Source organism: Cohaesibacter sp. ES.047, assembly GCF_900215505.1.
GTDB lineage: Bacteria > Pseudomonadota > Alphaproteobacteria > Rhizobiales > Cohaesibacteraceae > Cohaesibacter.
On record NZ_LT907844.1, the window covers coordinates 4,033,364 to 4,056,912 of the forward strand.

The following is a 23,549-nucleotide window of genomic DNA, read 5'->3' on the forward strand; positions in this document are numbered from 1 at the left end:
TGATTGATTAGTTTAGTTGCATCAAAGAGATAAGGGGTAACGGTCGGGGGTAACGCTTCAAAAACCTCCGTTACCCCTGATCATCGACAACAAAGGGCCTAGATATGACCAGACCAATAGCGATCGACAAACTGATTGAATGGGCGTACGCCATCGAAATGGCCCATATGGCAGAGGTGACCGGCGCTCATTGGTCCACACCGAGTGGGTGCGGTAGCAACTGGAACGCCTTTGCCAATCTTGCCGCCCTTGGCTGCATGGTCTCATCGGGCGGTGGCACCCCTGACAACCAGATGCTTGGCTGGGAGGTTCATCCAGACGCCGCCGCCGTTCATGCCGAGGTTCTGGATTTGCCGGACCGCCGAGCCATCGAGCTGGTTATGATGCACGGGATTTTACGCAATCATCCCGACCCGCTGGCCGACGAGTATGTCTACATCGATCCACGCGCCGCCAAGGGGAAAATCAGGATCAAGATGGTTTATGCTAATCCAGTGCGATCCGCCGACCCGATTGCCTGTGTCATCCCGTGGCTTGGCGGCGACTTCGACCTGATCACCGAGGCCCGTGTGGATTTTGCGCTGTGGCGCACCTCAATTGACCTTGTCTATGAGCGATTAGCTAAAACGGACGTACTGAACACCTACCAACCAACCCCCTGCACACTGCCCGCCGAACCATGGAATGGAATCGATAGAACCGGAACCAACAACCCGGACATGTGGCTGGTCGCAGAAAACCGCCATTCTTCCGTCAGCTATTGACGGACGGGAAAAAGTTTGACAACACTAAGGACACTGGAAAAGGCCAGAAAGAAGATAACCCGGAGCGCACGGCGCTGCCGGGTTTTTCTTTGCCTGGCTTCCATTGGACGCTGGAAACGCATGATGCATAGTCCCAACCGAGAGGTGAAGAGATGTAGCAGATATCCCAAGTTCGGCACCAAGTTCGTTTGAGTCGAGTTGAGTTAGAGCGGGCCGCGCTTTTCGCCGGTCCGTTCGCCTTTGGGGTATGATCAATGTCTAGCGTAAATTTTCAGGTGCATGCCCGGCTGGAGGATCTAAGCCAGTTGGCCGATGCGCTGAACAATGCCAAGAAAAGGATCGGCGGAAAAGCAATCGCTCGCGTGACCCGCAAAGCCCTCAAGCAGGGTGTTGATGTGGTGCTTGATGATACCGCCTCCGACTTGGCCGATACAGGGCTTTCCAGATCAAAGGTTCGTCGGTCTATTGCCGTTGCCTATTTCAATGGCGGCAGCATGACATCCGACGCAATCATGTCGTCGGGTTGGTTTCGTCTTGCGGATCACGGCCTTGGTCGCAAAGGCGGTGGCGGGATCACCAATAAACTAGGTTACTTTCGCGGCACATTCAAAGCCACGATGGGCAGCGGTCACCGTGGCATCTTCACCCGCGTCGGATCGGCGCGCTTTCCTGTCCGTGAGCTGTGGGGTCTCAACCCCATGCGCGAAATTGAGCGCGACAATTCTGAAGCGCTCGAACATGGCGGTGATCGCGCCGCTCAAGCCCTAGAACAATTCGCCAACGACCTACTGGAGCGCGCCCTTTGATCAATTCAAAAGATGTTTCATGGGATTGTTTCACGGGTCCTTTCCAGTCCTTCGCCATAAGGTGCGGGCGAATGTGACCGTTGGGGATGTCGGAAAATTTGGCTTAAAAAAAGCCTTAAAAACTTAATTTAAGTCGGTGTTTCACAAAGTCGTTTCACACGGCTTGCTTAAGTTGTCCGGCGGCATCGGAAAATCGCAGCGATGCAATAAAGGAACCTCCCTTGGAGTAGCCTGAGCCATGCACCGAAAGAGTGGCCGCGCCGGAGTGGCGACCCGCCCGGACAATTGAAGCCTCACGTTTGTCGTGGGTGATTGTTGTAAGGCTGGGCGGGATGCCTTGTGGGGGATGTCTTTGGTTTTGGTAAACAGAGGTGAGGGCCGGACGGATCCTTAGAGCGTTATGGCCGACATTGTTTCCAAATCAGAATTTGCAAAGCGGATTGGCGTTAGTGCCGCTCGCGTTTCCCAGATGTTGAATGAGGGAAAGATTTCCGGCGAAGCTGTGCATGGTGAGGGACGCCGCGCCAAGATCGATGTTGAGGTTGCCTGCAAGCAGATAGGCATCCGGCGCGACATCGGCCAAAGCCTTGGCAATGGGGCAACCACAAACCTAAACCCGAATTTAGGTCCGAACGATAGTGGTGGCATTGCCCAGTCAGTGAATCCTGACCACACCAGTCCGCGTCTGCAAAGGGAGCCATCCGAGGATGAAATCCTCAATCGCCGCCTGCGAGAATTCAAACTGCGCGATGCCGAGCGCAAGGATCGGCAGGCGCAGGAGGAGGAGTTGCTGAGGGTCGGGCGGCTCATGAAAACCGATGACGCTGTGCTGGAGATGGAGCGAATTGTCGGGGTGATTACAGACATTTTGACGGGTCACCCTGATCGCCTTGGTGATGAGCTGGCAGCGCAATTTGAGATCGGTGACAAGCGGTCGCTGGTGTTCTTCCTGCGTAATGCCTATCGGGATCTACGGATTCACATCAGTGACGAGTTGACCCGGCTGGCGGAAATAGAGCCGGATCTGGTTGCAGCTGATCTGTTGAGTGGCGGGGCTGAAGGTGATGTTGCAGTGGGCCAACCCGGCGAAACGTCTAAAGCTGACATCGGCGAGCAAGATCAAGCCAGCACCGAAAATCGACCACAACCAGTGGGCGCGTGAGAATATCGTCTTTGGTCCGGATGAGCCTTTCCCAGGCCCGTACAATGATGAAAAGTTTCCATACTTTCCGCCCATTCTGGATGCGCTGTCGGATGACGATCCTTGCCAGATCGTAACGATCATGAAGTCGGCTCAGCTCGGCGGGACGATCATCATCGTGATTTTTGTTGCGGTCTCGATGATCACCGGGCCGATTCATTTCATGTATGTACAGGCGACGGAAAGTGCCGCCAAGAAATGGCTCTCGGAAAAGATGGGGCCTCTGCTGAAAGGTGTTCCAGCCCTGCGCCGGTTGTTTCTAGATAACAGTTCAAAGGCCAAGAATACCGATCAGGAGAAGGCGACCGAGGACGGGCGCGGCAAGATTGAGGCGGTCAGCGCGCAATCAAAGGATGACCTGGCGCAAGTGTCGCGACCAAAGCAGGCGCAGGATGACCTGTCGAAGTGGGAAGAAAACGCCGCCGGTGATCCGGAGGAACAGGCCGACGACCGATCGCGTGCCTATGAATTTCGCAAGATCCTGAAGGTCTCAACGCCACTTTTGTGGCCGGGCTGCAAGATCACCAAGAATTACCGGGACGGGTCACAAGAGGAATGGGAAGTTCCTTGCCCGCACTGTGGTGACTATCAGGCGCTCGAATGGGAGAATTTCAAGGCCAATATCGACGAGGACAATCCGGATAATTCGCATTTTACCTGCATTCATTGCGGTTGCGAGATCCATGATTATCATCGCCCGCAGGTCATGCCAAAGGGGCGGTTTGTTGCGCGCAACCCAAAGGCAATGACCATTCACCGTAGTTTCTATCTCTGGACGGCACATTCGCCCTTGCAAAGTTTCGGCTCGATTGCCCGCAAGTGGATCCGGGTGCGTGGTATTCCAACCGCCGAACAGGTGTTTATGAATAACGACGTCGGCGTCGCCTATGAGGTGGCCGGGATTGGTGCAAAGGTTGAGGATCTCAAACTGCGGTCGGAAAATTCCGACTACGATCTCGGCGCGGTGCCTGCCGGATTTTATGAGCTCTTCTATGGTATCGACTGTCAGGACAATCGCGTCGAGTGGACGCTGGTTGCTTATGGCAGGAATGTCCGCCGGGCGGTGATCCAGAAAGGCATTATTCCGCATCATATCTCAGAGGATGAGGCCAAGGCGGCACTTGACGATCTGGTCAAACGGCGCTGGCGCAATTTTGCTGGTCATTATCTTGAGGTCAAATGCACCGCGATCGACGCAAACGCTTTTCGCGATGATGTAGGGGATTGGGCGACGCGTTACGGCAAAGCCAAAGTGATCATGGTGCGCGGTCATCAAAGTGAAAATGTTCCACCGCTTATGGAGGTGAAGTGGGAGACCAGCAAGCGCGGCAAGCGTAAAGTCAACCGATATCGCGGGCAGTTCTTTCACTTCAATGCCGGGTCTTTCAAATGGGCTCTTTACCGATCTCTGACCAAAATCGACGACCCGGCCAGCCGTTCCTACGTCGCCTTTCCGCGCGGGCTGGATGATGATTATTTCGATCAGGTTGCAGCAGAGAAGCGAGTCCGAAAAGTCACTAAGACCGGTTTTGTCAAATATGTCTGGGAGAAAGATCCTAATCAGGCAAACGAGGCGCTGGATATGCTCAATCAGGCCGAGGTCGCCGCGCGGCGGTCTGGGGTGTTTGATGTATCCGATGAGTATTGGGACATGCTGGAGGCCAAGCTTGGCCAGCCTGACCCGGATGCTCAGATGGATATTGAGGACATGATGACAAGGCATGGCAGCGAAACGGCTGTCATTGCAGATACAGCTGACAAACTGCATGCCGCCTTAACGGATCTGCAGAAACAGACCGGGCCGATCGACGATAACAAGCCGCCCGATCCAGACAAAGTGGAAAGCCCGACCTTACGCGCAATACGCGAGAGGCGAGAAGCGCGCAAAAAGAACAAGGGGCCATAGTGCCCCTTGTTTCACGTTCAGTTCCCGTGAAACAGAGGCGACGACATGGCTGACACCGAGACGCTAACGGCACGACTGGCCGAGGCGGAAAACACCTTGCACAAGTTGCTAACCGGTGATCTTGAGCGGGAAATGTCGCAAGGCGGCAAATCAGCCAGTTTTAACCTGCCCAGCGAAAGCAAACTTCGGGCTTATATCGACGATTTGAAACAGCAGCTTGGTCGGCCTGTTTCGCGCCGTCACCACAACCGACGTATTCGTTTCTAGATGAGGAGCTGACATGCAATCAAAGACGTTGATTGACAAGCACGGTTCTCCTCTGGCTACACACCGGCCAAAGGTCGCAACCCGTGCAGCAATCGGGCGCGCTTATGAGGCTGCTAGCCTGACAAGCCAAAGTCATGGCGGTTGGCGTCCTCAGCGCCATGCCCCACAGTCGGCGCTCTCTGTTGATCGCAACATGATGGTTGCTCGCACAGAAGATATGGGCCGCAACAATCCATGGGCATCGGCTGCCCTCCAGCGCAAGCTGGAAATGGTGATTGGTATTGGATGGAAATTTGCCAGCCGCCCAAACAGCAAGCGATTGGGTATCAGCAAGGAGCAGGCCCGCGATCTCAGCGACGAAATCGAGGCTTGGATTGCAGCTTATTGCGGTGACACGGAGCTGCGCAATGATGCGGCTCAGCGCGAGTCCGTTGCTATGCAGATGGGATCTGCGTTCAAGCATTGTCTGGTTACGGGCGACGCTCTTGGTAGGCTTCATTATCTAGAGCGAGGTGGGGAAGCTCACACAGCACTTGAGCTGATCCATTCGGCGCGGCTCAAGCAACCGCTTGGCACGCCGCCGACCGATCGCTTTCGGGACGGGATCGAGCTGGGGCAACACAATGAGGCTCTGGCCTATTGGTTTACGGTTGCGCATCCAAATGACACGCTGTCGCTATTCAGGCAGACGGAAAGCGTGCGTATTGCCAAGTATGACGAGGATGGCACCCGCCGGATTCTGCATTACTTCACGCCGCAAGAGCCGGGCGAATTTAGGGGGCGGTCACTGTTGGCACCGATCGTCAAGAAGCTCCGCCAGCTGGCGAAGTTTGACGAGGCTGAGCTGCAGGCGGCGACACTGAATGCAATCCTTGCGGCCTTTGTCGAGACCGATGCGAAGCATGACGTGATCGAGCATTTGATCGGTGATGCGGACAGCATTGAGCAGGCCGAGGCTGGGGTCGCCACTTACTTTGACACGCTGGCGGCTCAGCAAGAGGTCTACCGACAGACCAATCCGCTGGAAATGGATGGAGTCCGCTTCATGCAAACCGCGATTGGCGAAAAAGTCAATTTCACCAATCCGGCGCGACCCTCAGCTGGTTATGACAAGTTTGAGATGGCGGCGCTTCGGAACGTTGCCAGCGCGACCAACCTCAGCCTTGAAATGCTGACGGCAGATTATTCCAAGCTCAGCTATTCGGGTTGGCGGGGCGCGATCACAAACATTTGGCGTGGGGTGACCTGTGAACGATCCGGCTTCGAGGCAACTTTTGTCCGTCCGTGGTTCCGAGTGGTGATCGAGGAGGGCATTGCGCGCGGCAAGATCAGGGTGCCGCGTGGCGCGCCGTCCTTCTGGGATATGCCGTCGGCCTATCTATCCGGCGATTGGATTGGGCCGGGTCGAGGCTCTGCGGATCCTTACAAAGATGGTCGCGCCGAGGATCTGGAAATGAAGATTGGTGTAAAGACCAAACGCAAGATCCTGGCCGAGCGTGGCGAGGATTACGACGAACACATGGACAATCTGATGGCTGAAATTGAAGACCATCAAAAACGCGGGATCCGGCACCCGGCGGAGGGTGATCCTCCGCCGATCGAGCCTGAGTTGATGCGGGATGATGCTCCGGCCAGCAACAAAGGGGATGAGGATGAGTAAGGATCTCTTGCGACTGGCTGATCGTGTGCTGAATAGACCGCTGCTGTTGACGCCTAACAAGGCAGAGACGGTGATGGCTGTTCTTGGTGGTCGGATCGGTCTTGATGTGATTGCGCCTTCTGCGCCCGATGGCGAGCGAACGCCAAGTACCTCGCGCTTCATTGGCGAGTCGCGTGGTGTTGGTGGTCAATATGACCATCGAGAGTATTTCCGCCTAGTCGATGGGGTGGCAGTGATCACGGTCGACGGTGCTCTGATCAATAAAGGGGCTTGGGTTGGCGCTTATTCCGGCTTGCAGTCCTATGAGGGTCTTAGAGCTCAGATTGACTTGGCTATGAGTGACAAGGATGTCAAAGGCATCCTGCTCGACCTTGAAAGTCCGGGTGGCGAGGTCTGGGGTTGTTTTGAATTGGCAGCCCATATCGCCAGATGCTGCGTGGTCAAGCCGATCCATGCGGTCGCCGACGGAATGGCTTGTTCGGCGGCCTACATCCTTGCTTCCGCCTGTGATCTTGTCACGGCGATCCAGAGCGGTGCGGTTGGCTCTATCGGCGTCGTTCTGATGCATGTTGACCGGTCAACCAGAAACGAAATGGAAGGTGTGAAGCCGACCCTTATTCACGCCGGGGCGCACAAGGTTGATGGTCATCCGCATGCGCCGTTGTCTGCGGAAACGCAGGCCGACTTACAGGCGGAAATCAACACAGTTTATGAGCAGTTTGTCGACCATGTGGTGTCACATCGTCACCTATCTGCCGATGCGGTCCGCGCCACTGAGGCGCGTACCTTTAATGGCCCGGATGCCTTGCAGTTTGGGCTGATCGATGCGGTCGGATCGTTTGACGATGCGCTGGCCGCTTTTTACGATGACACTGCGGTGACCACCGCGCAACACAGAGGTTTGTCCATGACAACGAAAAACGGACAGGCTGCGGCATCTGGCGAAGGTCAGGTCACGCAGGCTGAATTGGGGGCTGCTGTGGCGGCTGCTCTTGAGGACGGGATGAAGGAAGGGATCAAGGCAGAGCAGGATCGGGTGACTGGCATCCTTGGCCTTGAAAGTGCCAAGGAACATGGCGCGGTTGCTCTTGCTGCTATCCACTCTGGCCAAACCGTCGAGCAAGCCAAGGCTACGCTTGATAGTCTCCCCAAGGTGGAGGCTGCGACTGACGACACCAAGCCGGGTGATCTCGCCGATGATGGGGCGGCACAGTATGCGGCCAGCCGTCAGAAAGCAGAAAGTAACCAGCCGGATCTCGGCGCTGGTGCAACCGGCGGCAAGTCTGAGGGCGGACGCCTTCTGGCTCGTGCTCAGAAACAGTATGGGGGTGTCAAATGACCTTGGCCAGCTTCACCAATCATGGTTCCAGCACGGTTGAGATCCTGCATGGGCTGAATGTCAAGACCGCCGTATTCACGGTTCTGGCTGGCACCTATGAGCGCGGCGACGTGCTGGAATGGGATGCTGCAAATGGGCGTTATATCCCGATTGCGACCGCTGCCAACGCCGACGCGGTGATCATGGAGGGTATGACTATCGCCGCCGATCAGAAAGTCCCGGTCATTGTTGAGGTCGATGATCTCAATGAGGATCTAATCAATATTGGCGAGCTTGACCTGACCGTGGTCAAGCGGGCCTTTCGCGCTGTTGGCATTTATTGCCGTTCCTACACTCCTGCATGAGGTGATCCGATATGGACCTTTTTACGCTCCATGAGCTGATCTCGGTGATCGACACCATCATCGTCCCTAAGACGCATTTCCTTGACAAGTATTTCAAGGTTGAGCATCGGTCCGACAAGCCGAAAATCTACTTTGACGACGTGTTCAAGGGGCAGGTGACGCTGGCACCGTTCGTCATCCCGACCTCGGCGGGTCGCCCGCAAAGTCGCGAAGGATTTGAGGTCAAATCATTTGCTCCCGCCTATCTCAAACCGATCGATAACATTCGCCCAAGTGACGCTCAGACTCGCTTGGCGGGTGAGCCGTTTGGCGGTGTCATGAGCGCGATGGACCGGATGGAGCAGGCTGCCTTGCAGGTGCTGGCGCGTCAGAAATTGCAGATCACGGGGCGTTGGGAATGGCTCGCCCAGATGGCTCTGATCAATTCTCAGGTGACCATCGTTGGTGATGACTATCCGTCGAAACTGGTTGATTTTGGTCGCAATGCCAACAACACCATTGTTGTTACCGAACCGACCGAAAAGTGGTCCGATGTGGATCATGATATCAAGAGCGATCTTGAGAATTGGTCCAGCGCAGGCGCGGCACAGTGTGGCTCTCCGTTGACTGATGTCTACATGACAAACGATATTTGGAGGGTATTCAAGAAAAACAACTCCATCAAGGAGGAGCTTGATACCACGATCCGCAACGTCTCCACCATCGTCACGTCGCCAACTGCTGACGACCCGACCAATCCCGTCACCTTCAAAGGCATGGTCGGCGAGTTCTATATCTATGTGCATAATGGCACCTATCGGGATCCGCTCGACAACCAGACCAAACGGTATCTGGCGGCTGATGAGGTTCTGATGGTTGCTCCGGTCGGCGCAACGGGGACCGAGGGCGTTTATGGTGTTCGCGGGTTTGGTATGATCGAGGATAAAAAGGCCGGGCTTCAGGCTTTGCCTATTTTCCCGCGCGTCTATGAACAGGACAACCCATCAATGGATGTTGCCATGACACAGTCGGCTCCGCTCATGATTCCCGGTCGCCCGAATGGCACCATGAAAATCAAAGGACTGATCTGATGGCAAAAGTGAAAATTCACGTTGCGGCGTGCGCCTTGGTGACTTCTGCTGGCAAGATTGCGGCTGGGACCGAGATCCTGCCTGATACGCATGCCAAGCTGTTCACAAAGACGGGCAACCCGACCAAAGAGCTGAAAGAGCTTGTCGACACCTACAAGGCTGTGACGGAAAAAGAAGTGACGGCGGTTGCAGTCGGCAAGGATGATGACGAGTCGGGAAAGAAAGCGGCGACAGCTGGTGACGGATCCGGTGGGTCCAATCAGACGGGAGGCGTCACTGGCGAGAAAGACGGCCAGTCTGGCGCTGAGACCGAAACTGGCGGCAAGTCTAGCACCGAGGCTGACGGTAAGTCCGGCACCGAGAAAGACGGCGCATCTGGCACGGCTGCCAAATAATGGCGCGCTCGTCATTCGGCGAGCGGTTCGCAACTCGCTCAAAGGGGCTTGCTGAGTATTTCGGCAAGCCTCTTTTCTTTGTTGGTGTCAATTCGGACGGCTGGTCATCCATGTCGGCCAGTGGTGCGGACGATGATCCAGTTGAGGTCAAGGCGGATCTGGTTGCGACACAGCGTCTTGATAGCGCGGATTTGCGCAATATGCAGGACGGCATGCGGATCATGCTGGCCAACCATGAATTTGTTATTTCGATCCACACCGATCAGCCGGGTCTGGTGCGCGCGCCGCACCAACTCGATCGCTTCTATAAGGATGAGGATCTGGAGGCTGTTGCTTATGTCGTCGATGAAATTCTCGACGAGGGTAACGGCTGGATTATTTGCGGCTGTTCCATGGAGTCATAAAGATGCTGACCAAGACGCTCTTGCGCATGCTGACGGTCCAGATGCTGATGGAGATCCCATCGCTCAAGACCAATGTTGAGGACAGCCTGATCGCGCCGCTTGATGACGGTAAGGATGCGCGCAAATGGCCTGATGTTATGGCGTCGGTCTATACCGAAAATTTGGACAGGGATTTTGGGGGCCAGCGCAAGCCGATTGTCGATCTTGCAATTGACCTGCTTGCCGGTGTTCAGGACAGTTTCACAACGCCAGACGGCGAGGTGGTGGTCATCCCTGAGCGCATGAATGCCAAAGCTGAGCTGATGTGCGATCTGGTCGAGGATGACATTGACGCGCATATGCGGTCGATCAGCGGTGAGTGGGCGGAGCTTTGGCGCTCCTTTGCTGATTTCAGTGGGCCGGTCAGAAGTTATTGCGGAGTTGACGCAAAAGGCCACAAGCGGTCACTGAGGCGTATCGTGATGCCAATGTCCGTCTACCCGTCACCGGTGCGCGGCGGCGCTCTGGTGGGCGTCTGGGCTGACGTGGTTAGCAAGTTCGAGAGCGATGGTCTTGAGCAATATAAAGCCATTGCGACTTTGATGCGCAAAGTTTTCGAGGGCACCGGCAATCTTGCCGATTGGGTGCGTGGCATCGAGCAGATTGGGCTAGATCGATCCAGCGCGATCATTCTTGGGCTCGACAGTCGCGAGGATTATAACCGGACGCAAGCGCTTGTGCCGATCAGGGTGAAGGAAATCACCGGTTCGCTTGGTGTTTCCATGGATGGCCTGGTCACCGAGACTGCGCCGCCGGAGGAATGAAATGATGATTCCTGACCCTGTGCGACGGCTGTTTAATCGCATTTCGCGGCTTGAGCATGTGAGCGCTAAAATCATCCGTATCGGAAATATCACCGAAGTCGACAATGAAGGCGACAGGGTCAAAGTCAAAGTTGGTGATGGGGATCCGATTGATGCCCGCTGGCCGTCTTTGGCTTCGGGGGCGATCAAAATCCGGGTGACGCCATCGGTGGGGCAGGTCGTGACACTGTTCTGCCCCAATGGCGATGCGAGGCAAGCCTTTGCCCAGCCCGGCGACTGGTCCGGGAAAAATCAAAGCCCATCCTCTGAGGCTGATGAGGTGTTGCTCACCAATGGTGACGCCAAGCTGCAAATCACAGCTGACAGATTTTTAGCCTCTGTTGGCGATTCCAAGCTCGACATCACAGCGGGCAAGCTGGAGGCGTCGGTCGGCGGCACCAGCCTGTTGCTTGACGGCTCAGGCATTACGACCACGGGTAACGTCGATCTCAATGGTGGCTATGTCAAAAATGACGGTCATGCGATCGACAAGACACACAAGCACACGGATGTGCTGCCCGGAGGCGCGTTGACCGGAAAACCACAATAGAAAGGGAGTGTCATGAGCACTGATCACTTTATAACCAAGAAAGCGGCAAATCGCATGCTGGGGCAGCCTGTCATTCCGGGCACCACCAAGGTTGTCCTTGTCGAGGTGGCGAGCAAAAAGCCACGCGTTGCCAAAGATCCGATCGAGATGACGACCAAGCAGATGGAGCCGTTCCTGCGCACCGGCCAAGTGACCAATGCGTCACGTGAGGCCAGTAGGAAAAAGTTTGCCGCCAAGATGAAAAAGGAAGCTGTAGCGGAAAGCTCCGAGGCGTCGGTGCAGCCGGATGGTTCGACCAATGGCGGGGACTAATGGCCGGACCGGCAAGCCACTTGTCGGGATCGAGCATGTGGTGCAAAGCATCGAAATTATACTGCAAACCAAGTTTGGCGAGTTGGTGCAACTGGAAGAATTTGGCTCCTTTGTCACCTCCCTGTTGCTTCGGGAAAACCAAGACAATCGTACCGCCGCGCTGATCTACTGGATTATTGCGCTTGCAATCGACCTCTGGGAACCCCGTTTTAGGCTCACTCGGTTTATCCCAGACGAGACGGTCGACAAGCGCCGCGATGGCGTTTTCAGTTTTGGCATTCTCGGCAGTTTCATGCCGCGTGCGCACCTTGGCGATTTCACGGTTGCCAAGGCCAACGTGACAATCCGCGTATAGGCTGGAGTTTCCCATGGCTTTTTATGCTCCGACAGTGATCGACCTGTCCAACGTGCCAGGACCTGCCGTTCTTGAGGCTTTGTCTTTTGAAGATCTTTTTGACGGGTATCGTGACCGATTTCTGGAAATCTGGGCCGAGGAGCAGGCTACAGACGAAAGCCTGCCGGATTATGATGTTGATTTGCTGGAGACCGACCCGGCCAAGATAGTCGGGCGTGCCTTTAGTTATCTGCGTCTACTCGACCGCAGTCGGGTGAATGACGCGATTAAGGCGCTTTTGGCTCCCTATTCCACTGGCACAGATCTTGATAATCTGGTTGCAAGTCGCAATATCTCGCGCCTTATTGTTTCTGAAGCATCCGCGACGAGCGATGTGGTTATGGAAACAGACCTGAATTTACTACGTCGCTATCTTTTGAGCTTTGATGTTCCTGCGAGCGGGTCGGCGGGGCGATATCTGTTCGACGCCTGGACTGCGTGGCCTTCAATGGGCGACGCAAGGGTCAATGGCCAGTTGGTGCATGGTCGGCGCGGGGATACGGATGTGGTCATCTGTGGTCTTGATGGCGCTCTGCCTACTGATGCCGAGCGTGATCAGGTGGCTGCTGCTGTCCGGCATGCCTATCGGATGCCCGAGGCGGCCAGTGTGGCGGTCCTTAAAGCTACGCAACAGGCTTACGACGTTGACCTAAAGATTGTCGTTCCCGGTGTTGGTCCGGATCCTGAGGTTGTCGTTGGGGAAGTGTTCGACCGCGTGCGTAAAGCTGCTCTGGCACGTGCGCTGATCGGTGGGCAGATTCCGACCGGGCTGCTGGCAGGGGCCGCTTATGGCAGCAATGTACTGACTGTATTGGACAATGCTCCAGTGGTTATCGCGTCGAGTCCCTATTTGGTGCCGGTGCTTGGATCCATCACAATTAAGTATGAGGTTGCAGAATGACCTCACTCCCCACGCGCACCAATGCTATGCCGTTCGAAAAAGCTATCACAGCTGGAATGTCCGATGATCTGCCGGTTGATTATGCAACTATTATGGATCCGTACCGGACACCAGCTGATTGGCTGCCGAGTTTGGCGGCGCACTATTCGGTCGATTTGTGGTTCTCTGATTGGCCGGAGGATCGCAAACGCGAGATGGTCGCGCAATGCGCTGGGCTGTCTGTCATTCATCCGGGTGAGCAGCTGGCAGAATTCAAGGGCACCTTCGAAGGTCTCAAGCGTTATCTGTGGTTTGTTGATGCTGAGATCGTCGATCGGATCGCCTATCCGTGCCGGTTCGTTCTGGGGCGGTCAAGCCCGTCCTTTACGCCTCTGCAATTCCCGGCCTTCAAGGCGCGGTATCTGATCAGGGTGCTTGTTGTGCGCAAGGCGAACAGCTTTGTGCTGGGCCGTAGTGCATTGGGGCTGGCGGCGGCACGTCCGGTCGATTTGACACCCCTGCAGCGAGCCAAGAAAGCGGCACGCATTGCCAAGGCCGAACATGTCGAATATCTCGTCAATTTTTCATACAAGCGCCGCGCAACCTTTGGGGATGCCTTGCCGCTTGATGGCTCTTACACGATCAGTCCTTTCCTTGATCGCGAACATTTGTAGGTTCACCCATGGACATCATTAAATTCAATGAGGCCGAGATCGTCGAGCCTGAAGACTTCACCGCGCTCAGCGAGAATGCGCGCGATGATTTCGACGAGAACGCCGCCAAGGCCCTAGGCTGGCCTGCGCATTATAGCAGCTTCACGGTTAGTCAGGCGGCTGATGCGGACTCTGTGACCATCGGCATCGGGCGCTATTACAATGGCTCCGCGACTTATAATCATGTTGAGGCTGAGGATCTAAACCTTGAGGTCTACAAGCCTCTGGTGGCAAGCGACGGGCGATGGGTCGCCCTGCTGGCACGGGCCAATGAGGATACGATCAACAAAAACCGTCGTCTGGAGACGAGCGATGAGCCGCTCAATAGCTCAGAGCCAGTGACGCAGTCCGTTCCCAAGGTCATCACCCGAACGGCCAGCATCACCGTGCAGCTCGGCGAGATCAGCCCAACGGCGGTTAAGCCAACCATCGACGAAGATGATTGCTGCATAGCCTTTGTCTTGCTCAAGTCGACCGGCGTCGAGGATATCGTCGCCAGCGAGGATGCACGGGTCAAATCTGTCTATGAGATCGAGATCCGCCTGCAAGCTGCAGAGGCAAATATCGCCAATATCAACAACAGTGTGACCACCATAAAGACCGATGTTGCTGGCATCGCCCAGCAGATCGAAGATGGTCCGCCGCCCTGGCTGACGTATCAACTGGTGCGAGGGCAGGCGGAGATCCGCGAAGAGTTGGACATGCCAGACGAGGCCTTCAACTACAAGTCGGACTACGGATTGGTAAAGGATTTTTGGGATCTCGATCATCCTAATGCGAATTTTCGCATTATGGAGGGGATCCGCTTTCCTTATGTGAATATGTCGAATGATCGCATCGAGCTGTTGGATGCAGCAAGCGATGACATCGTCATCTATGACAATAAGATTGTCATGCCTGCGCATGATCGCGTGGTGCGGTTCGAACTGCCCAAGGGCGGCAGTGAACAGAACCTTTCGAATACGACCTACTCTGTCCTGACGGCGATCGAGAAGACGGTCAGTTACGAGTCCATGCGCTATGGGGAGACCATTTCGGTCTGCTCCAACCAAGCGCAATGGCGTGCACTGCGGGGTCGGAACGTCGGCGAGTTGGTCTATATCAACGGGCAGGAATATACGATCACGAAAAAGGAAAAGCCCCATTCCGGCTATTATGGCTACAACCTGAAGCGCATCATCCGTTACACTGAGACCAAGACTTACACCGACTACATCACAACCGAGGTTGGCCTGACCGGGGCGATCTATGCGCAGACCTTCCCTTGCTCTCAATACGGGATCCTTCTGGGCGTCCAGTTGTATTTCACGCATGTGGGATCGACAGGCGATGTGACGCTCTGCCTGTGTGAGGTTCGGGTGGATGGCACGCCGGACTTTGAAAGCGTGTTGAAGACCGCGACGGTGGCTCATGTGGATCTCAGGGAGGGTTGGGTTGAGTTTGATCTGGGGGCTGTCGCGCAAGAGCCGGGCAATCGATACGGATGGTTTACGGTCACAACCGGCAACCACTCGATTTCGATGACAACCGGAAACGCCTTTCCTGAGGGGACGAGTTTTGCCTCTACGGATGGTGTGTGGGCACAGGGCTCGAACGAGAACGATCTTTCTCATCGCCTGATCATGGCCGAGTTCAAGAACAATCGGACTGTTGTGCCGATGGAGCCGGTCAGCCTGGAGAACGGGATGACCGAGATCCAGATGGCCTACGCTGCGGTGCAGACCGGGTCGGCTTCTCTCTCGTGGCAGGTCAAACCCGTTGGCACTGATGAGTGGATCGACATGGACGGGCGGGAAGACAATCCGCTCGCCACCAAACCGGTGCTTTGTGCCTATCAGGCGGTCCTTGTTGGCACGCCAGACAATGCGCCTTTCATCATTCTTGATGCCGACGCGCGGATCATCTGCGGTCGGATGGGCACCGACATGGTCGCCATCACCGAGGATTACACATTCGAGGAGACCACTGACAGTGTCAGTCTTGTTGTCTACATGGATGAGTTTGACGAGGTCCACCACACAGTCGCGCCCAAGCTGATTGTGGGTGGTTCGGTTATCGATGCGGACGCGATCGATTACAAGCCTGATCGCGAAAGCGACACCCGCGTCAAGGTGACGGCAAACTTCACGCTTGGCGCTGCCGTTACTACGCTCGCCGGGCGGATCGACGCAACGTCTGATAGCGACATCCTGTTGCCGTTCGGCGAAAGCATCCAGATCAACGCATTTTAGGAAGTATCGTCATGGCTGAAACAAGCTACATCGACGAGGCGCGCTATCTGGTGCGCTTCAGCAAGAAAGTCGAGGCGGGGGTTTTTGTCTATCGCCCTCGCCAGACCAAGCTGGACATGAAAGGCTCGACGCTTAACGCGATCATCGCTCAGGGGGACGGCGACAAGATCAAAAGTGCTGAATTGATTGAAGCCAATAGCACCAAAGACTAAGGGGATCCATCATGACTCTGCAGGATGCAATCAACACGGTCAATGGGATTGACGGCGACACCCACCTTACGGGGCAACTCTATCAGGACATCTTTGGTCCGGTGTTTTCGTCGCTTCAGACCTGTCTTGACAAGGTGGCTGATTTTGAGGCGCTGGAGGCGTCTGGCGTGTCGGCGGCCCTGCAGAACATCACGGACACGATCGCGCCACAGCTGGCCAACGAACAAGCCAAACTGACAGAGCTGGTTGCCGATATCAATCTCGCCAAGGATCAATTGCTCACGATCCAGCAGGGCGGGATCTCGGCGACGAATGTGGGCATTCCGGACGGATCCGGTGTCGAGGCGGAGACACTCGATGCGGCCATATTGGAACTGTCTCAGGCGCTCGGTGCAGCAGCGGCGGCTATTGCTGATCGCTACACAAAGGAAGCGGCTGATAACCTCTTTCTAAGTCAAGAGGCTGCGGCGGATCAATATCTGGACTTTGCCAACGCCCAAGCGCTGACTGAGGCCCAGAAGGGGCAGGCACAGGCGAACATCGGGCTAGGCGGAGGCTGGAACTGGATTATCAACGGTGACTTCACGGTCAACCGGCGCGGCGGCACTCGCAATCCGGGGATAGGCGTTTATGGCTATGACCGATGGAAAGGCCATGCCGACGGCTTGGAGCAGATGATCGAAAGCCTGCCAGCCGGTGACTACACACTGACATGGACCGGTGGTGGCACGGGAACAATTGGCGGCGTGACGGCGGCAAGTCCGATCTACGTCACCGGGCTTTCTGGTGGCCAGACGTCTGTCGTTGTTCCGTCCGATGCGGCACGGGTTTCTGTCTGCAAGGGCGACTGCCGGGCGATGACTTATGATTATGATTGTAGATCTTATCAAGCTGAAGCTGAGCTTTGCCGAAGATACTATGAAAAACTAACGGTTTTTTTCATAGGGAACGTTGTTTCGAATGGGTTTGTAGGAAGCCATGTAACATATCCAACGAAGAAAAGAGTTATACCAGCAGTCAGTGTAATGTCGGTGCTAGAGAGCCAAAACATCGGCGCAATAAACTTTGGTCCGATCACAGATGCAAGTCTTAGGGTGTATACAAATGTACCTTCTGATGGAGATAGTTACTACTCAGCAATAGTAGAACTGGATGCGGAGATTTAAAAAATGCCGGTCGAAAGTGCAAAATATCTTCAAGATGGTTCGATCAATGCGGTCATTGACGGGCGAGTTTTGACCGTGCCTGATCATCCAACCAATAGGCACCGCCAAATTCTTTCTGAATGGGAGGCTGATGGCGGTATTATTGCTCCTAATACCGCCCAAGCAACCACCGGTAATGACGTCAATGCCGAGAGGTCGCGGCGGATCGAGTCCGGGTGCAGTGTTTCTGTTACTGGCGTTGTTGATCCAATCCCTTTGCAGGGGCGTCCGCAAGATCAGACCAATCTTTTGGGTTTGGTGACAGGCGCTCAGCTCCATATCGCTTCTGGGGACACCACGACTATTACATTTCGGGATGCCGACAACGTCGATCATGATTTGACACCATCTCAAGTCCTTGAGCTTTGGCAGGGTGGGGCGACTTTCATCTCTGCCGTGATGCAGGCGTCTTGGGATCTCAAGGCCGCAACGCCGATCCCGTCCGACTACACCGACGACGCCTATTGGCCGGTGCCGTAGGTAAAACCAAACCCAAATCCAAAACCGAACCACCCGCCACGGCTGCCGTGAGCGGGATTTTTTGTAAGGAATGCTTCTTATGTCTAAACCAGAAGTAGACCTATCGACTCTACACGACTTTCCAACCAAGATGGAGCTGATAGCAATCCTTCATTTGCCATCGGATTGGTTCTGGTCGGATATGAAAAAAGCATACGCAAACTTGTTGGATGATCTAAGGGGCGCTGTGCTTATGTTCGGCGGCGCAGCTGGTGGCGCAGTTTTAATGAAGTATCTTTTGCCAAGCTCAGTCACCATCGGCTTAGGCTTTCTAGCTGGGGCAACGGTAGGAGCTGTGTTGACATTTCGAACAAAGTTTTCGCAAATGAAGCTATCTGGTTTGGGACTTGATCTTCAATTTAAACTGGAAGCTGTTGCCAAGGATGCTGCGCAGGCCAAGGCTTTGGCTCAGCTCTTGGCAGAGATTGCTATCGATATCGGAAATAGGTCGCGCGGCGTGCTTGGTGGCGGTTCGCTCTCTCAGAATGACCGGGTCAGAAAAATGTTGGCTGAGCGTCTCAAAGAACTCGGCTTTGACAAAAAAGAGGCATCTGATTTTGCCAAATTTGATGATCCAAATATCGCTGGCAGGATCATCCAGTCGATGGTTTTGAAGGCTGTCGAAAAAACTGAGAGGCTCGAAAAAGAACAATTTAATCAACTGGTGTTGCATTTGCTTGGCAAGGATGCCCCGCGCGAGCCTGACGCAATTGCAGAAGCACTTGGACCAGACTTGTTGAAAGATACAACGGTCAAAGCTGCTGTTGACTTTTATCGGCAGTGGCATGCCGATGAGGCAAAGCTCTACTTTGTTGTCAATAACCTTGGCCGTTTTCATGAGGCTGAGAAGACCGAGTAAACGCCGGATAGTCAATCCCACAATCAAAACCGAACCACCCGCCACGGCTGCCGTGAGCGGGATTTTTAATGATGGTCGCTCTCGCGCATTGCGGTGCAATGAGCTGACGCTGGCTATCGATTTCGGCGCATTCGCGCCTTGTCTTTTATGAGGTAACCCAATGGGAAAACCAACTGTAGGCGCGACGGCCATTTATGACACCAGCCAGACGGTTCAGATCGTCAAAGATATGGACATGTCCATTCCGGGTGTTCTGGGCACTTCGCCAAACAAGGCGAGCGGTGTTGAATATAACCGCTGTTACACCGTCTCCACTGCTGACCGCGATTTGCTTGAGAGGTTTGGTGAGGGTGATGTCCTTGATCAAATCCAAAGCATCGCTGCCGGTCTGACCGAGGATGTTTCTGCCACCAATGTGACGGTTGTCATTGCGCCGGAAAGTGAAAACGCCGACGAGGCGACAAAGCATGCCGAGACCATTGCCAATCTGGCGGGGTCATCAGCTGATGGCTCTGGCGCCTACGCCTTCACGATGGCAGCAGCGCACCGCGCCAAGACGGCCCGCATCAAGACCATTGCTGGTCTCTATGATGCGGACGTTACCAATGGGGCCAATCTCATCATCAACAACCTCGACGAGGTCAACGCCTTCGATTTTGGCTTCACCTTTGTCAACGGCACCAACACTGACGAGACGGACGCGCTTGCGGCACGTGCGCTTTATGACATGGTCAACGCTCACATGATCGAGACCCATGTCCTCGACGTGGATAGTTCTGGCAATCCCGTGACGCGCGGCGCGTCCGGCTATATTGCCGGACTCCAGATTGGCGTTGACTTCAAGCATGACGGCGTCCCCAGTCATGTGGCTGGAGGGCGTACCATCAGGTGTTCAGGACCGGCTCGCGAAATCGCCTACAATGATTTCAGCGACGCCTGCGAAGGCCAGCGCCTGCTTGCGCAGGGCCTCGGCATCCTAACGCTTGGCAACGGCCTTGATGACAACGCCACCGGCGATGGCGGCACCATGTATCGCGGTGCGCATTCCATGTCGAATGACAGCCAGCTGAAATTTTACAACAAAGCGCGCATGAAAAGCTATGTGTTGCTGACGTTGGCCCGCTATTACGCTGAGCACAATCTGATCAACAACACCGACTATGCGGTGTTCAAAAACATGATCACCGGTGCCCAGGGTTGGCTGAATGAGCTGGCAGATGAGCGGCATATCTACACCGCTCCGCATATCGATTTCATCCCGAATAGCGGGTCGGTTGATGACTGGCGCGAGGGCGTTCTCAAGCTGTCTGGTGGTGTGGAATTCCGCTCGCCACTGATGCGCACAGATCAGGCCCTCGCGCCGGATATCGCTGGCATCGAAATCGAGATCGCTCAGCTTGAAGCTTTCGCTAAAAACTTGACCGCATAAGGAGCGCCTGATGGCCTACCATGATATCAAGACCTTGCAGGATGTTTCCGCACTTTGCGATTTATTTCCTGATGAGGTCATCCGCCTCGAGATTGCAGAACTTGGCCTGCCTAATCTTGAGGCTGATTTCGAGGATTTCGAAAGCGCCGGCATGTCCGGGCATACGTTGCAAATCGGGACCGGTCGGCTGCAGGCCGTAGAGCCAACGCTCAAGCTGGTCGGCAATCTTGACCAGCTGTATAAGGCATTTCTGACCGCCGCCAACTGGACCATCAATGGGGTGGTGGTCAACGCCAACACCGGTGAAAAAACGGGCTACAAAATGACCTATAAAGGTCAGTTGGCCAAAATCTCGCCAGAGGCGAGGAGCGGCAAAAGCCTGCATCATCACGAATATGCATTCCGGGGTGTCATGTCTTATGCGATCTCATCGAATGGCCAGCAGCTTTACGCCTGGACTGTCAAGGGCGGCATGAAGATCGCAGGTGTTGACGTGGATGCCGAAAATCGGGCAATCCTCGGATAAGGGAACTATTCATGTCAAATGAAATGAAAACAGCAACAACCAAGGATAAGATCCTTGATCTACTGGAGGGCGGTGACGCCTTCCTCTCTCTCCCAGACCTTGAGGCCATCAAGCTGGTGCTCGACAGCAGGATTGACCAGCTCAAGCCGGAGCCAAAGGTTGAGGACTATTGGAAAGAGACCGAGGTGCCAATCGACTTTGAGTGGGTCGTCGACGGCAAGGTCGTTAAATCGGTCAAGCTCAAGACGCCAACTGGTCGCGAAAGCAGCTGGTTTGCCACTCAGCTCATTGTCGATGAAGGTGGCCGGGCTGTTGTTTCTGGTGAAAAGACCCTTATAGATTTGCGTGCGGAATGTGCGGTCAAGATCAGCGGATACTCGCTCGATCAGATCTATGATCTGCAAGGGCCTGATTTCGACCGGGTGTGCGAGGCGGCGTTTAATTTTTTTACAGATCCAGCCGAGCTGATGATCTGGCAGGGCGTGACGACCTGATTGCAACCGTCGCCGGGATCTTCCCGATGATGTTCACCTATGACCAGTATGATGCGTTGACCATGCAAGAGCTTTTTGCGTGGTCACGCCGCGCTGAGAATGCGCTGGAGCTTCGGGCTGTTTTGGCAGGCGCAAAAGGTTAATTGTTCAGACAGACCAGATAGGCCAGACCAAGAGACACGAAAAACCCAACCAATCCACGCAGGGTTGTCAGCAGGCGTTTTGTGTGGTTGTAATTCAGATACCGCAAGCGCTCGAAGGGGAATCGGGTCTGTTATGCACAAAATCGTACTGACACTTTTGTTGGCAATTTGGTCAAACCCATCTTATGCAGGTTGGGAATTTTTGATTGACGAAGATCCTTTTGAGGACACTAAGATCGCGGCCGCAATGGCGGCTTCTGACTTCAATCAATCAGAACTTGTATTCAAGTGTTGGCAAGGGATTCCAAGTGCGACTTTGATGGGCATTTCCATTGCAAATGAACCTGACATCGAGGGCTTGCTAGATACCAAAGGTATTTCTATCGATACAAGGGTGGATAAGGGAAAGGTAAGATCCTTCAAACTATCTGCCCAGTTTTTCAAGGGAAACACGATGCTGTTGACTCTCCGAGCTGGAAGTGACAGCAACCTTTTCTATTTTTTCAAAGATGTAGGGGCGGCAAAAAAGACGATAGCCATACGTTTGCGAGAGCGAATTCACACCTTCCCAGTAGAAGGCAGTACGGTTGCGATCAGGGAAATGATAAACACCTGCGAAATGCCACCTCCACCTCCTGAGAAATAGTCAGGGACTTGACAGCCGCTCAGGGTTGCAACATACTCAAAAATGAGGCGTAGAAACCTTTACAAAGCGGATACCGCACCCGTCAGTCAGCGGTATTTTTGTGCCCATTTTCTGCTTTTGGCAGCTTCTCGTGTGATTCTATGGGCGGGAGGGCGGTGAATAGAATACCCTTCGGGGGAATAAGCCCGCCTGACTTTGTACAGGTTTCTAACCTCCCGCTCACCAGCGGGTCTTAGAATGCGCGCTGGTGAGTGGCGTTGAAACGCTTACAAAGAGGCTTTCGCCATGACCCCGAGACTGGTCGCAGACCCTAAACCTGAAGATATTTTCACATCCATGGAATCGGCATTCGTTGATTTCGAACAGTATCTTGATGTGCTGTTCGATGCCTGTTGCGACATGCCGCCCAATGCGCCCGCCAACAAGGTCGCCACCGCCATGCAAATGGCGATGAATGATCGGTTGCGCCTGGCGCGACAGCAGCTGGATCACTTCAAAACTGAAGGCCGGAGGATGGCGTCATGAACGAGATGACCACATTTGATTTCAACGGAAATGCCTTGCGCACGTTCGAGAAGGATGGTGAGCATTGCTTTGTTGCGAGAGATGTCTGCGATTGTCTGGAAATTCAAGACGCAGAAGTAGCTGTGCGGAAGCTGGATGACGACGAAAGAGGTACGTGTTTAATACGGACTCCTGTTACCAAGAACATGATATACGTAACAGAATCAGGACTTTACACGTTAACACTGCGTAGCCGAAAGGCAGTGACGCCGGGGACGCCACAACACCGTTTTCGCAAATGGGTGACCGGTGAAGTGCTGCCGAGTCTCAGAAAGACCGGGTCTTATGCTCCGGCGCCCGAGCCGGTGATTGCCGTGCCGGTCAATGCGGACAGGGCTTTGCTCAACAATGAGATGAACGCCAGAGCTGCGATGATCCGGGAATGTCGCACAACCTTTGGGCGCGAGGCGGCGATGTCCTTGTGGCCCATGCTCGGCCTGCCGGATGTGGCACGGGACGGGGTGAATGAGCTGGCCGGAACGGCGCGCGATGACGGGGAGGGATGCTTGAAGCATCTCCTCAACCAAAGCGCTGGTGGCGGTATGACGGTCAAACAAGTGCTGTCCAACGCCTTGCATGACCGGACAACGAACGGCGCGCACCGGGTCGGGTGCAAGGTGGATGTTCCGAGGCGGCAGTCTTGCATCGCTATCTCCAACACACACCCCTTTTTGTCGGGTGTGTTTGAGGGAACGCAGTGGGCTGGCAACTGGCGGGATGCCTTATTGTCCCTTGATGGGGCGTGCAGATCCGGTAACCCGATGAAATTTGGCAAGCGACCCTCGCGTGCGGTGATCATCCCCCAGCGGCATATCGACTGGTAAAAGCGAAAAATCGAGCAAGAGCAACAGCCTGCCCGCATCAGCGGTGTGGG

The 23,549-nt window shown here is 54.8% G+C and carries 28 protein-coding genes; all 28 read left to right on the top strand.

What is annotated here, in order from left to right; genetic code table 11:
* Positions 1-104: 104 nt before the first annotated feature.
* The 28 genes from CPH65_RS18445 to CPH65_RS18580 all read left to right on the top strand — a co-directional run bounded on the left by CPH65_RS18445 (position 105) and on the right by CPH65_RS18580 (position 23,499).
* Positions 105-764: a hypothetical protein gene (locus CPH65_RS18445; protein ID WP_096175211.1), complete on the top strand. Its 660-nt coding sequence runs from the start codon at positions 105-107 to the stop codon at positions 762-764.
* 254 nt (positions 765-1,018) lie between these two features.
* Positions 1,019-1,570: a hypothetical protein gene (locus tag CPH65_RS18450; RefSeq protein WP_096175212.1), complete on the top strand. Its 552-nt coding sequence runs from the start codon at positions 1,019-1,021 to the stop codon at positions 1,568-1,570.
* Positions 1,571-1,970: 400 nt separating this feature from the next.
* Positions 1,971-2,732 carry a hypothetical protein gene (locus CPH65_RS18455; protein ID WP_096175213.1) on the top strand — a complete coding sequence of 254 codons (762 nt, stop codon included), beginning with the start codon at positions 1,971-1,973 and terminating at the stop codon, positions 2,730-2,732.
* On the top strand, positions 2,635-4,677 hold the full coding sequence (locus CPH65_RS18460) for a phage terminase large subunit family protein (RefSeq protein WP_096175214.1): 2,043 nt from the start codon (positions 2,635-2,637) through the stop codon (positions 4,675-4,677). The genes CPH65_RS18455 and CPH65_RS18460 overlap by 98 nt, the downstream gene beginning before the upstream one ends.
* 45 nt (positions 4,678-4,722) lie before the next feature.
* A complete protein-coding gene (gene gpW / locus CPH65_RS18465; protein WP_096175215.1) occupies positions 4,723-4,944 on the top strand; it encodes a gpW family head-tail joining protein in 222 nt (73 codons plus the stop codon).
* A 13-nt stretch (positions 4,945-4,957) separates the two neighbouring features.
* On the top strand, positions 4,958-6,604 hold the full coding sequence (locus CPH65_RS18470; RefSeq protein WP_096175216.1) for a phage portal protein: 1,647 nt from the start codon (positions 4,958-4,960) through the stop codon (positions 6,602-6,604).
* The gene (locus tag CPH65_RS18475) at positions 6,597-7,943 is read left to right on the top strand and encodes a S49 family peptidase (RefSeq protein WP_157747791.1); all 1,347 of its coding nucleotides are present in this window, start codon (positions 6,597-6,599) and stop codon (positions 7,941-7,943) included. Before CPH65_RS18470 ends, CPH65_RS18475 begins: the two co-directional genes overlap by 8 nt.
* Positions 7,940-8,287 (top strand): hypothetical protein, encoded by a 348-nt coding sequence (locus CPH65_RS18480; protein ID WP_096175218.1) that lies wholly within the window; start codon positions 7,940-7,942, stop codon positions 8,285-8,287. The genes CPH65_RS18475 and CPH65_RS18480 overlap by 4 nt, the downstream gene beginning before the upstream one ends.
* An 11-nt stretch (positions 8,288-8,298) precedes the next feature.
* On the top strand, positions 8,299-9,357 hold the full coding sequence (locus tag CPH65_RS18485) for a major capsid protein (protein ID WP_096175219.1): 1,059 nt from the start codon (positions 8,299-8,301) through the stop codon (positions 9,355-9,357).
* Positions 9,357-9,752, top strand: a complete 396-nt coding sequence (locus CPH65_RS18490) for a hypothetical protein (RefSeq protein WP_096175220.1) — start codon at positions 9,357-9,359, stop codon at positions 9,750-9,752. The genes CPH65_RS18485 and CPH65_RS18490 overlap by 1 nt, the downstream gene beginning before the upstream one ends.
* Positions 9,752-10,156 carry a hypothetical protein gene (locus CPH65_RS18495; protein ID WP_096175221.1) on the top strand — a complete coding sequence of 135 codons (405 nt, stop codon included), beginning with the start codon at positions 9,752-9,754 and terminating at the stop codon, positions 10,154-10,156. The genes CPH65_RS18490 and CPH65_RS18495 overlap by 1 nt, the downstream gene beginning before the upstream one ends.
* 2 nt (positions 10,157-10,158) lie before the next feature.
* On the top strand, positions 10,159-10,959 hold the full coding sequence (locus CPH65_RS18500; RefSeq protein ID WP_096175222.1) for a hypothetical protein: 801 nt from the start codon (positions 10,159-10,161) through the stop codon (positions 10,957-10,959).
* A gap of 1 nt (position 10,960) precedes the next feature.
* A complete protein-coding gene (locus CPH65_RS18505) occupies positions 10,961-11,548 on the top strand; it encodes a phage baseplate assembly protein V (protein WP_157747792.1) in 588 nt (195 codons plus the stop codon).
* 12 nt (positions 11,549-11,560) lie between these two features.
* Positions 11,561-11,860 (top strand): hypothetical protein, encoded by a 300-nt coding sequence (locus CPH65_RS18510; RefSeq protein WP_096175224.1) that lies wholly within the window; start codon positions 11,561-11,563, stop codon positions 11,858-11,860.
* A complete protein-coding gene (locus CPH65_RS18515) occupies positions 11,847-12,215 on the top strand; it encodes a GPW/gp25 family protein (protein WP_157747793.1) in 369 nt (122 codons plus the stop codon). The genes CPH65_RS18510 and CPH65_RS18515 overlap by 14 nt, the downstream gene beginning before the upstream one ends.
* A 13-nt stretch (positions 12,216-12,228) precedes the next feature.
* The gene (locus CPH65_RS18520; protein WP_096175226.1) at positions 12,229-13,155 is read left to right on the top strand and encodes a baseplate J/gp47 family protein; all 927 of its coding nucleotides are present in this window, start codon (positions 12,229-12,231) and stop codon (positions 13,153-13,155) included.
* Positions 13,152-13,808 (top strand): phage tail protein I, encoded by a 657-nt coding sequence (locus CPH65_RS18525; protein WP_096175227.1) that lies wholly within the window; start codon positions 13,152-13,154, stop codon positions 13,806-13,808. The genes CPH65_RS18520 and CPH65_RS18525 overlap by 4 nt, the downstream gene beginning before the upstream one ends.
* A gap of 8 nt (positions 13,809-13,816) precedes the next feature.
* Positions 13,817-16,078 (top strand): hypothetical protein, encoded by a 2,262-nt coding sequence (locus tag CPH65_RS18530; protein WP_096175228.1) that lies wholly within the window; start codon positions 13,817-13,819, stop codon positions 16,076-16,078.
* Positions 16,079-16,089: 11 nt separating this feature from the next.
* A complete protein-coding gene (locus tag CPH65_RS18535) occupies positions 16,090-16,290 on the top strand; it encodes a hypothetical protein (RefSeq protein ID WP_096175229.1) in 201 nt (66 codons plus the stop codon).
* A gap of 11 nt (positions 16,291-16,301) precedes the next feature.
* On the top strand, positions 16,302-17,456 hold the full coding sequence (locus CPH65_RS18540; protein WP_096175230.1) for a hypothetical protein: 1,155 nt from the start codon (positions 16,302-16,304) through the stop codon (positions 17,454-17,456).
* A gap of 3 nt (positions 17,457-17,459) precedes the next feature.
* Positions 17,460-17,975, top strand: a complete 516-nt coding sequence (locus CPH65_RS18545) for a DUF4376 domain-containing protein (RefSeq protein ID WP_096175231.1) — start codon at positions 17,460-17,462, stop codon at positions 17,973-17,975.
* 79 nt (positions 17,976-18,054) lie between these two features.
* Positions 18,055-18,873, top strand: a complete 819-nt coding sequence (locus CPH65_RS18550) for a hypothetical protein (RefSeq protein ID WP_157747794.1) — start codon at positions 18,055-18,057, stop codon at positions 18,871-18,873.
* 160 nt (positions 18,874-19,033) lie between these two features.
* Positions 19,034-20,302, top strand: a complete 1,269-nt coding sequence (locus CPH65_RS18555; RefSeq protein WP_096175233.1) for a hypothetical protein — start codon at positions 19,034-19,036, stop codon at positions 20,300-20,302.
* Positions 20,303-20,312: 10 nt separating this feature from the next.
* Entirely contained in the window at positions 20,313-20,828 is a 516-nt protein-coding gene (locus tag CPH65_RS18560) for a phage major tail tube protein (RefSeq protein WP_096175234.1), read from the top strand.
* 23 nt (positions 20,829-20,851) lie between these two features.
* Positions 20,852-21,322 carry a hypothetical protein gene (locus CPH65_RS18565; RefSeq protein WP_157747795.1) on the top strand — a complete coding sequence of 157 codons (471 nt, stop codon included), beginning with the start codon at positions 20,852-20,854 and terminating at the stop codon, positions 21,320-21,322.
* Between the two features lie 276 nt (positions 21,323-21,598).
* Entirely contained in the window at positions 21,599-22,111 is a 513-nt protein-coding gene (locus tag CPH65_RS18570) for a hypothetical protein (RefSeq protein ID WP_096175236.1), read from the top strand.
* A 285-nt stretch (positions 22,112-22,396) separates the two neighbouring features.
* Entirely contained in the window at positions 22,397-22,636 is a 240-nt protein-coding gene (locus tag CPH65_RS18575; RefSeq protein WP_096175237.1) for a hypothetical protein, read from the top strand.
* A 5-nt stretch (positions 22,637-22,641) separates the two neighbouring features.
* On the top strand, positions 22,642-23,499 hold the full coding sequence (locus CPH65_RS18580) for a BRO family protein (protein ID WP_256385226.1): 858 nt from the start codon (positions 22,642-22,644) through the stop codon (positions 23,497-23,499).
* Positions 23,500-23,549: the final 50 nt, after the last annotated feature.

Bases quoted from the DNA above. Each gene is read 5' to 3' on its own strand.
- CPH65_RS18445 (WP_096175211.1), top strand. From the start codon at position 105: ATGACCAGACCAATAGCGATCGACAAACTGATTGAATGGGCGTACGCC.
- CPH65_RS18450 (WP_096175212.1), top strand. From the start codon at position 1,019: ATGTCTAGCGTAAATTTTCAGGTGCATGCCCGGCTGGAGGATCTAAGC.
- CPH65_RS18455 (WP_096175213.1), top strand. From the start codon at position 1,971: ATGGCCGACATTGTTTCCAAATCAGAATTTGCAAAGCGGATTGGCGTT.
- CPH65_RS18460 (WP_096175214.1), top strand. From the start codon at position 2,635: ATGTTGCAGTGGGCCAACCCGGCGAAACGTCTAAAGCTGACATCGGCG.
- gpW (WP_096175215.1), top strand. From the start codon at position 4,723: ATGGCTGACACCGAGACGCTAACGGCACGACTGGCCGAGGCGGAAAAC.
- CPH65_RS18470 (WP_096175216.1), top strand. From the start codon at position 4,958: ATGCAATCAAAGACGTTGATTGACAAGCACGGTTCTCCTCTGGCTACA.
- CPH65_RS18475 (WP_157747791.1), top strand. From the start codon at position 6,597: ATGAGTAAGGATCTCTTGCGACTGGCTGATCGTGTGCTGAATAGACCG.
- CPH65_RS18480 (WP_096175218.1), top strand. From the start codon at position 7,940: ATGACCTTGGCCAGCTTCACCAATCATGGTTCCAGCACGGTTGAGATC.
- CPH65_RS18485 (WP_096175219.1), top strand. From the start codon at position 8,299: ATGGACCTTTTTACGCTCCATGAGCTGATCTCGGTGATCGACACCATC.
- CPH65_RS18490 (WP_096175220.1), top strand. From the start codon at position 9,357: ATGGCAAAAGTGAAAATTCACGTTGCGGCGTGCGCCTTGGTGACTTCT.
- CPH65_RS18495 (WP_096175221.1), top strand. From the start codon at position 9,752: ATGGCGCGCTCGTCATTCGGCGAGCGGTTCGCAACTCGCTCAAAGGGG.
- CPH65_RS18500 (WP_096175222.1), top strand. From the start codon at position 10,159: ATGCTGACCAAGACGCTCTTGCGCATGCTGACGGTCCAGATGCTGATG.
- CPH65_RS18505 (WP_157747792.1), top strand. From the start codon at position 10,961: ATGATGATTCCTGACCCTGTGCGACGGCTGTTTAATCGCATTTCGCGG.
- CPH65_RS18510 (WP_096175224.1), top strand. From the start codon at position 11,561: ATGAGCACTGATCACTTTATAACCAAGAAAGCGGCAAATCGCATGCTG.
- CPH65_RS18515 (WP_157747793.1), top strand. From the start codon at position 11,847: ATGGCGGGGACTAATGGCCGGACCGGCAAGCCACTTGTCGGGATCGAG.
- CPH65_RS18520 (WP_096175226.1), top strand. From the start codon at position 12,229: ATGGCTTTTTATGCTCCGACAGTGATCGACCTGTCCAACGTGCCAGGA.
- CPH65_RS18525 (WP_096175227.1), top strand. From the start codon at position 13,152: ATGACCTCACTCCCCACGCGCACCAATGCTATGCCGTTCGAAAAAGCT.
- CPH65_RS18530 (WP_096175228.1), top strand. From the start codon at position 13,817: ATGGACATCATTAAATTCAATGAGGCCGAGATCGTCGAGCCTGAAGAC.
- CPH65_RS18535 (WP_096175229.1), top strand. From the start codon at position 16,090: ATGGCTGAAACAAGCTACATCGACGAGGCGCGCTATCTGGTGCGCTTC.
- CPH65_RS18540 (WP_096175230.1), top strand. From the start codon at position 16,302: ATGACTCTGCAGGATGCAATCAACACGGTCAATGGGATTGACGGCGAC.
- CPH65_RS18545 (WP_096175231.1), top strand. From the start codon at position 17,460: ATGCCGGTCGAAAGTGCAAAATATCTTCAAGATGGTTCGATCAATGCG.
- CPH65_RS18550 (WP_157747794.1), top strand. From the start codon at position 18,055: ATGTCTAAACCAGAAGTAGACCTATCGACTCTACACGACTTTCCAACC.
- CPH65_RS18555 (WP_096175233.1), top strand. From the start codon at position 19,034: ATGGGAAAACCAACTGTAGGCGCGACGGCCATTTATGACACCAGCCAG.
- CPH65_RS18560 (WP_096175234.1), top strand. From the start codon at position 20,313: ATGGCCTACCATGATATCAAGACCTTGCAGGATGTTTCCGCACTTTGC.
- CPH65_RS18565 (WP_157747795.1), top strand. From the start codon at position 20,852: ATGAAAACAGCAACAACCAAGGATAAGATCCTTGATCTACTGGAGGGC.
- CPH65_RS18570 (WP_096175236.1), top strand. From the start codon at position 21,599: ATGCACAAAATCGTACTGACACTTTTGTTGGCAATTTGGTCAAACCCA.
- CPH65_RS18575 (WP_096175237.1), top strand. From the start codon at position 22,397: ATGACCCCGAGACTGGTCGCAGACCCTAAACCTGAAGATATTTTCACA.
- CPH65_RS18580 (WP_256385226.1), top strand. From the start codon at position 22,642: ATGACCACATTTGATTTCAACGGAAATGCCTTGCGCACGTTCGAGAAG.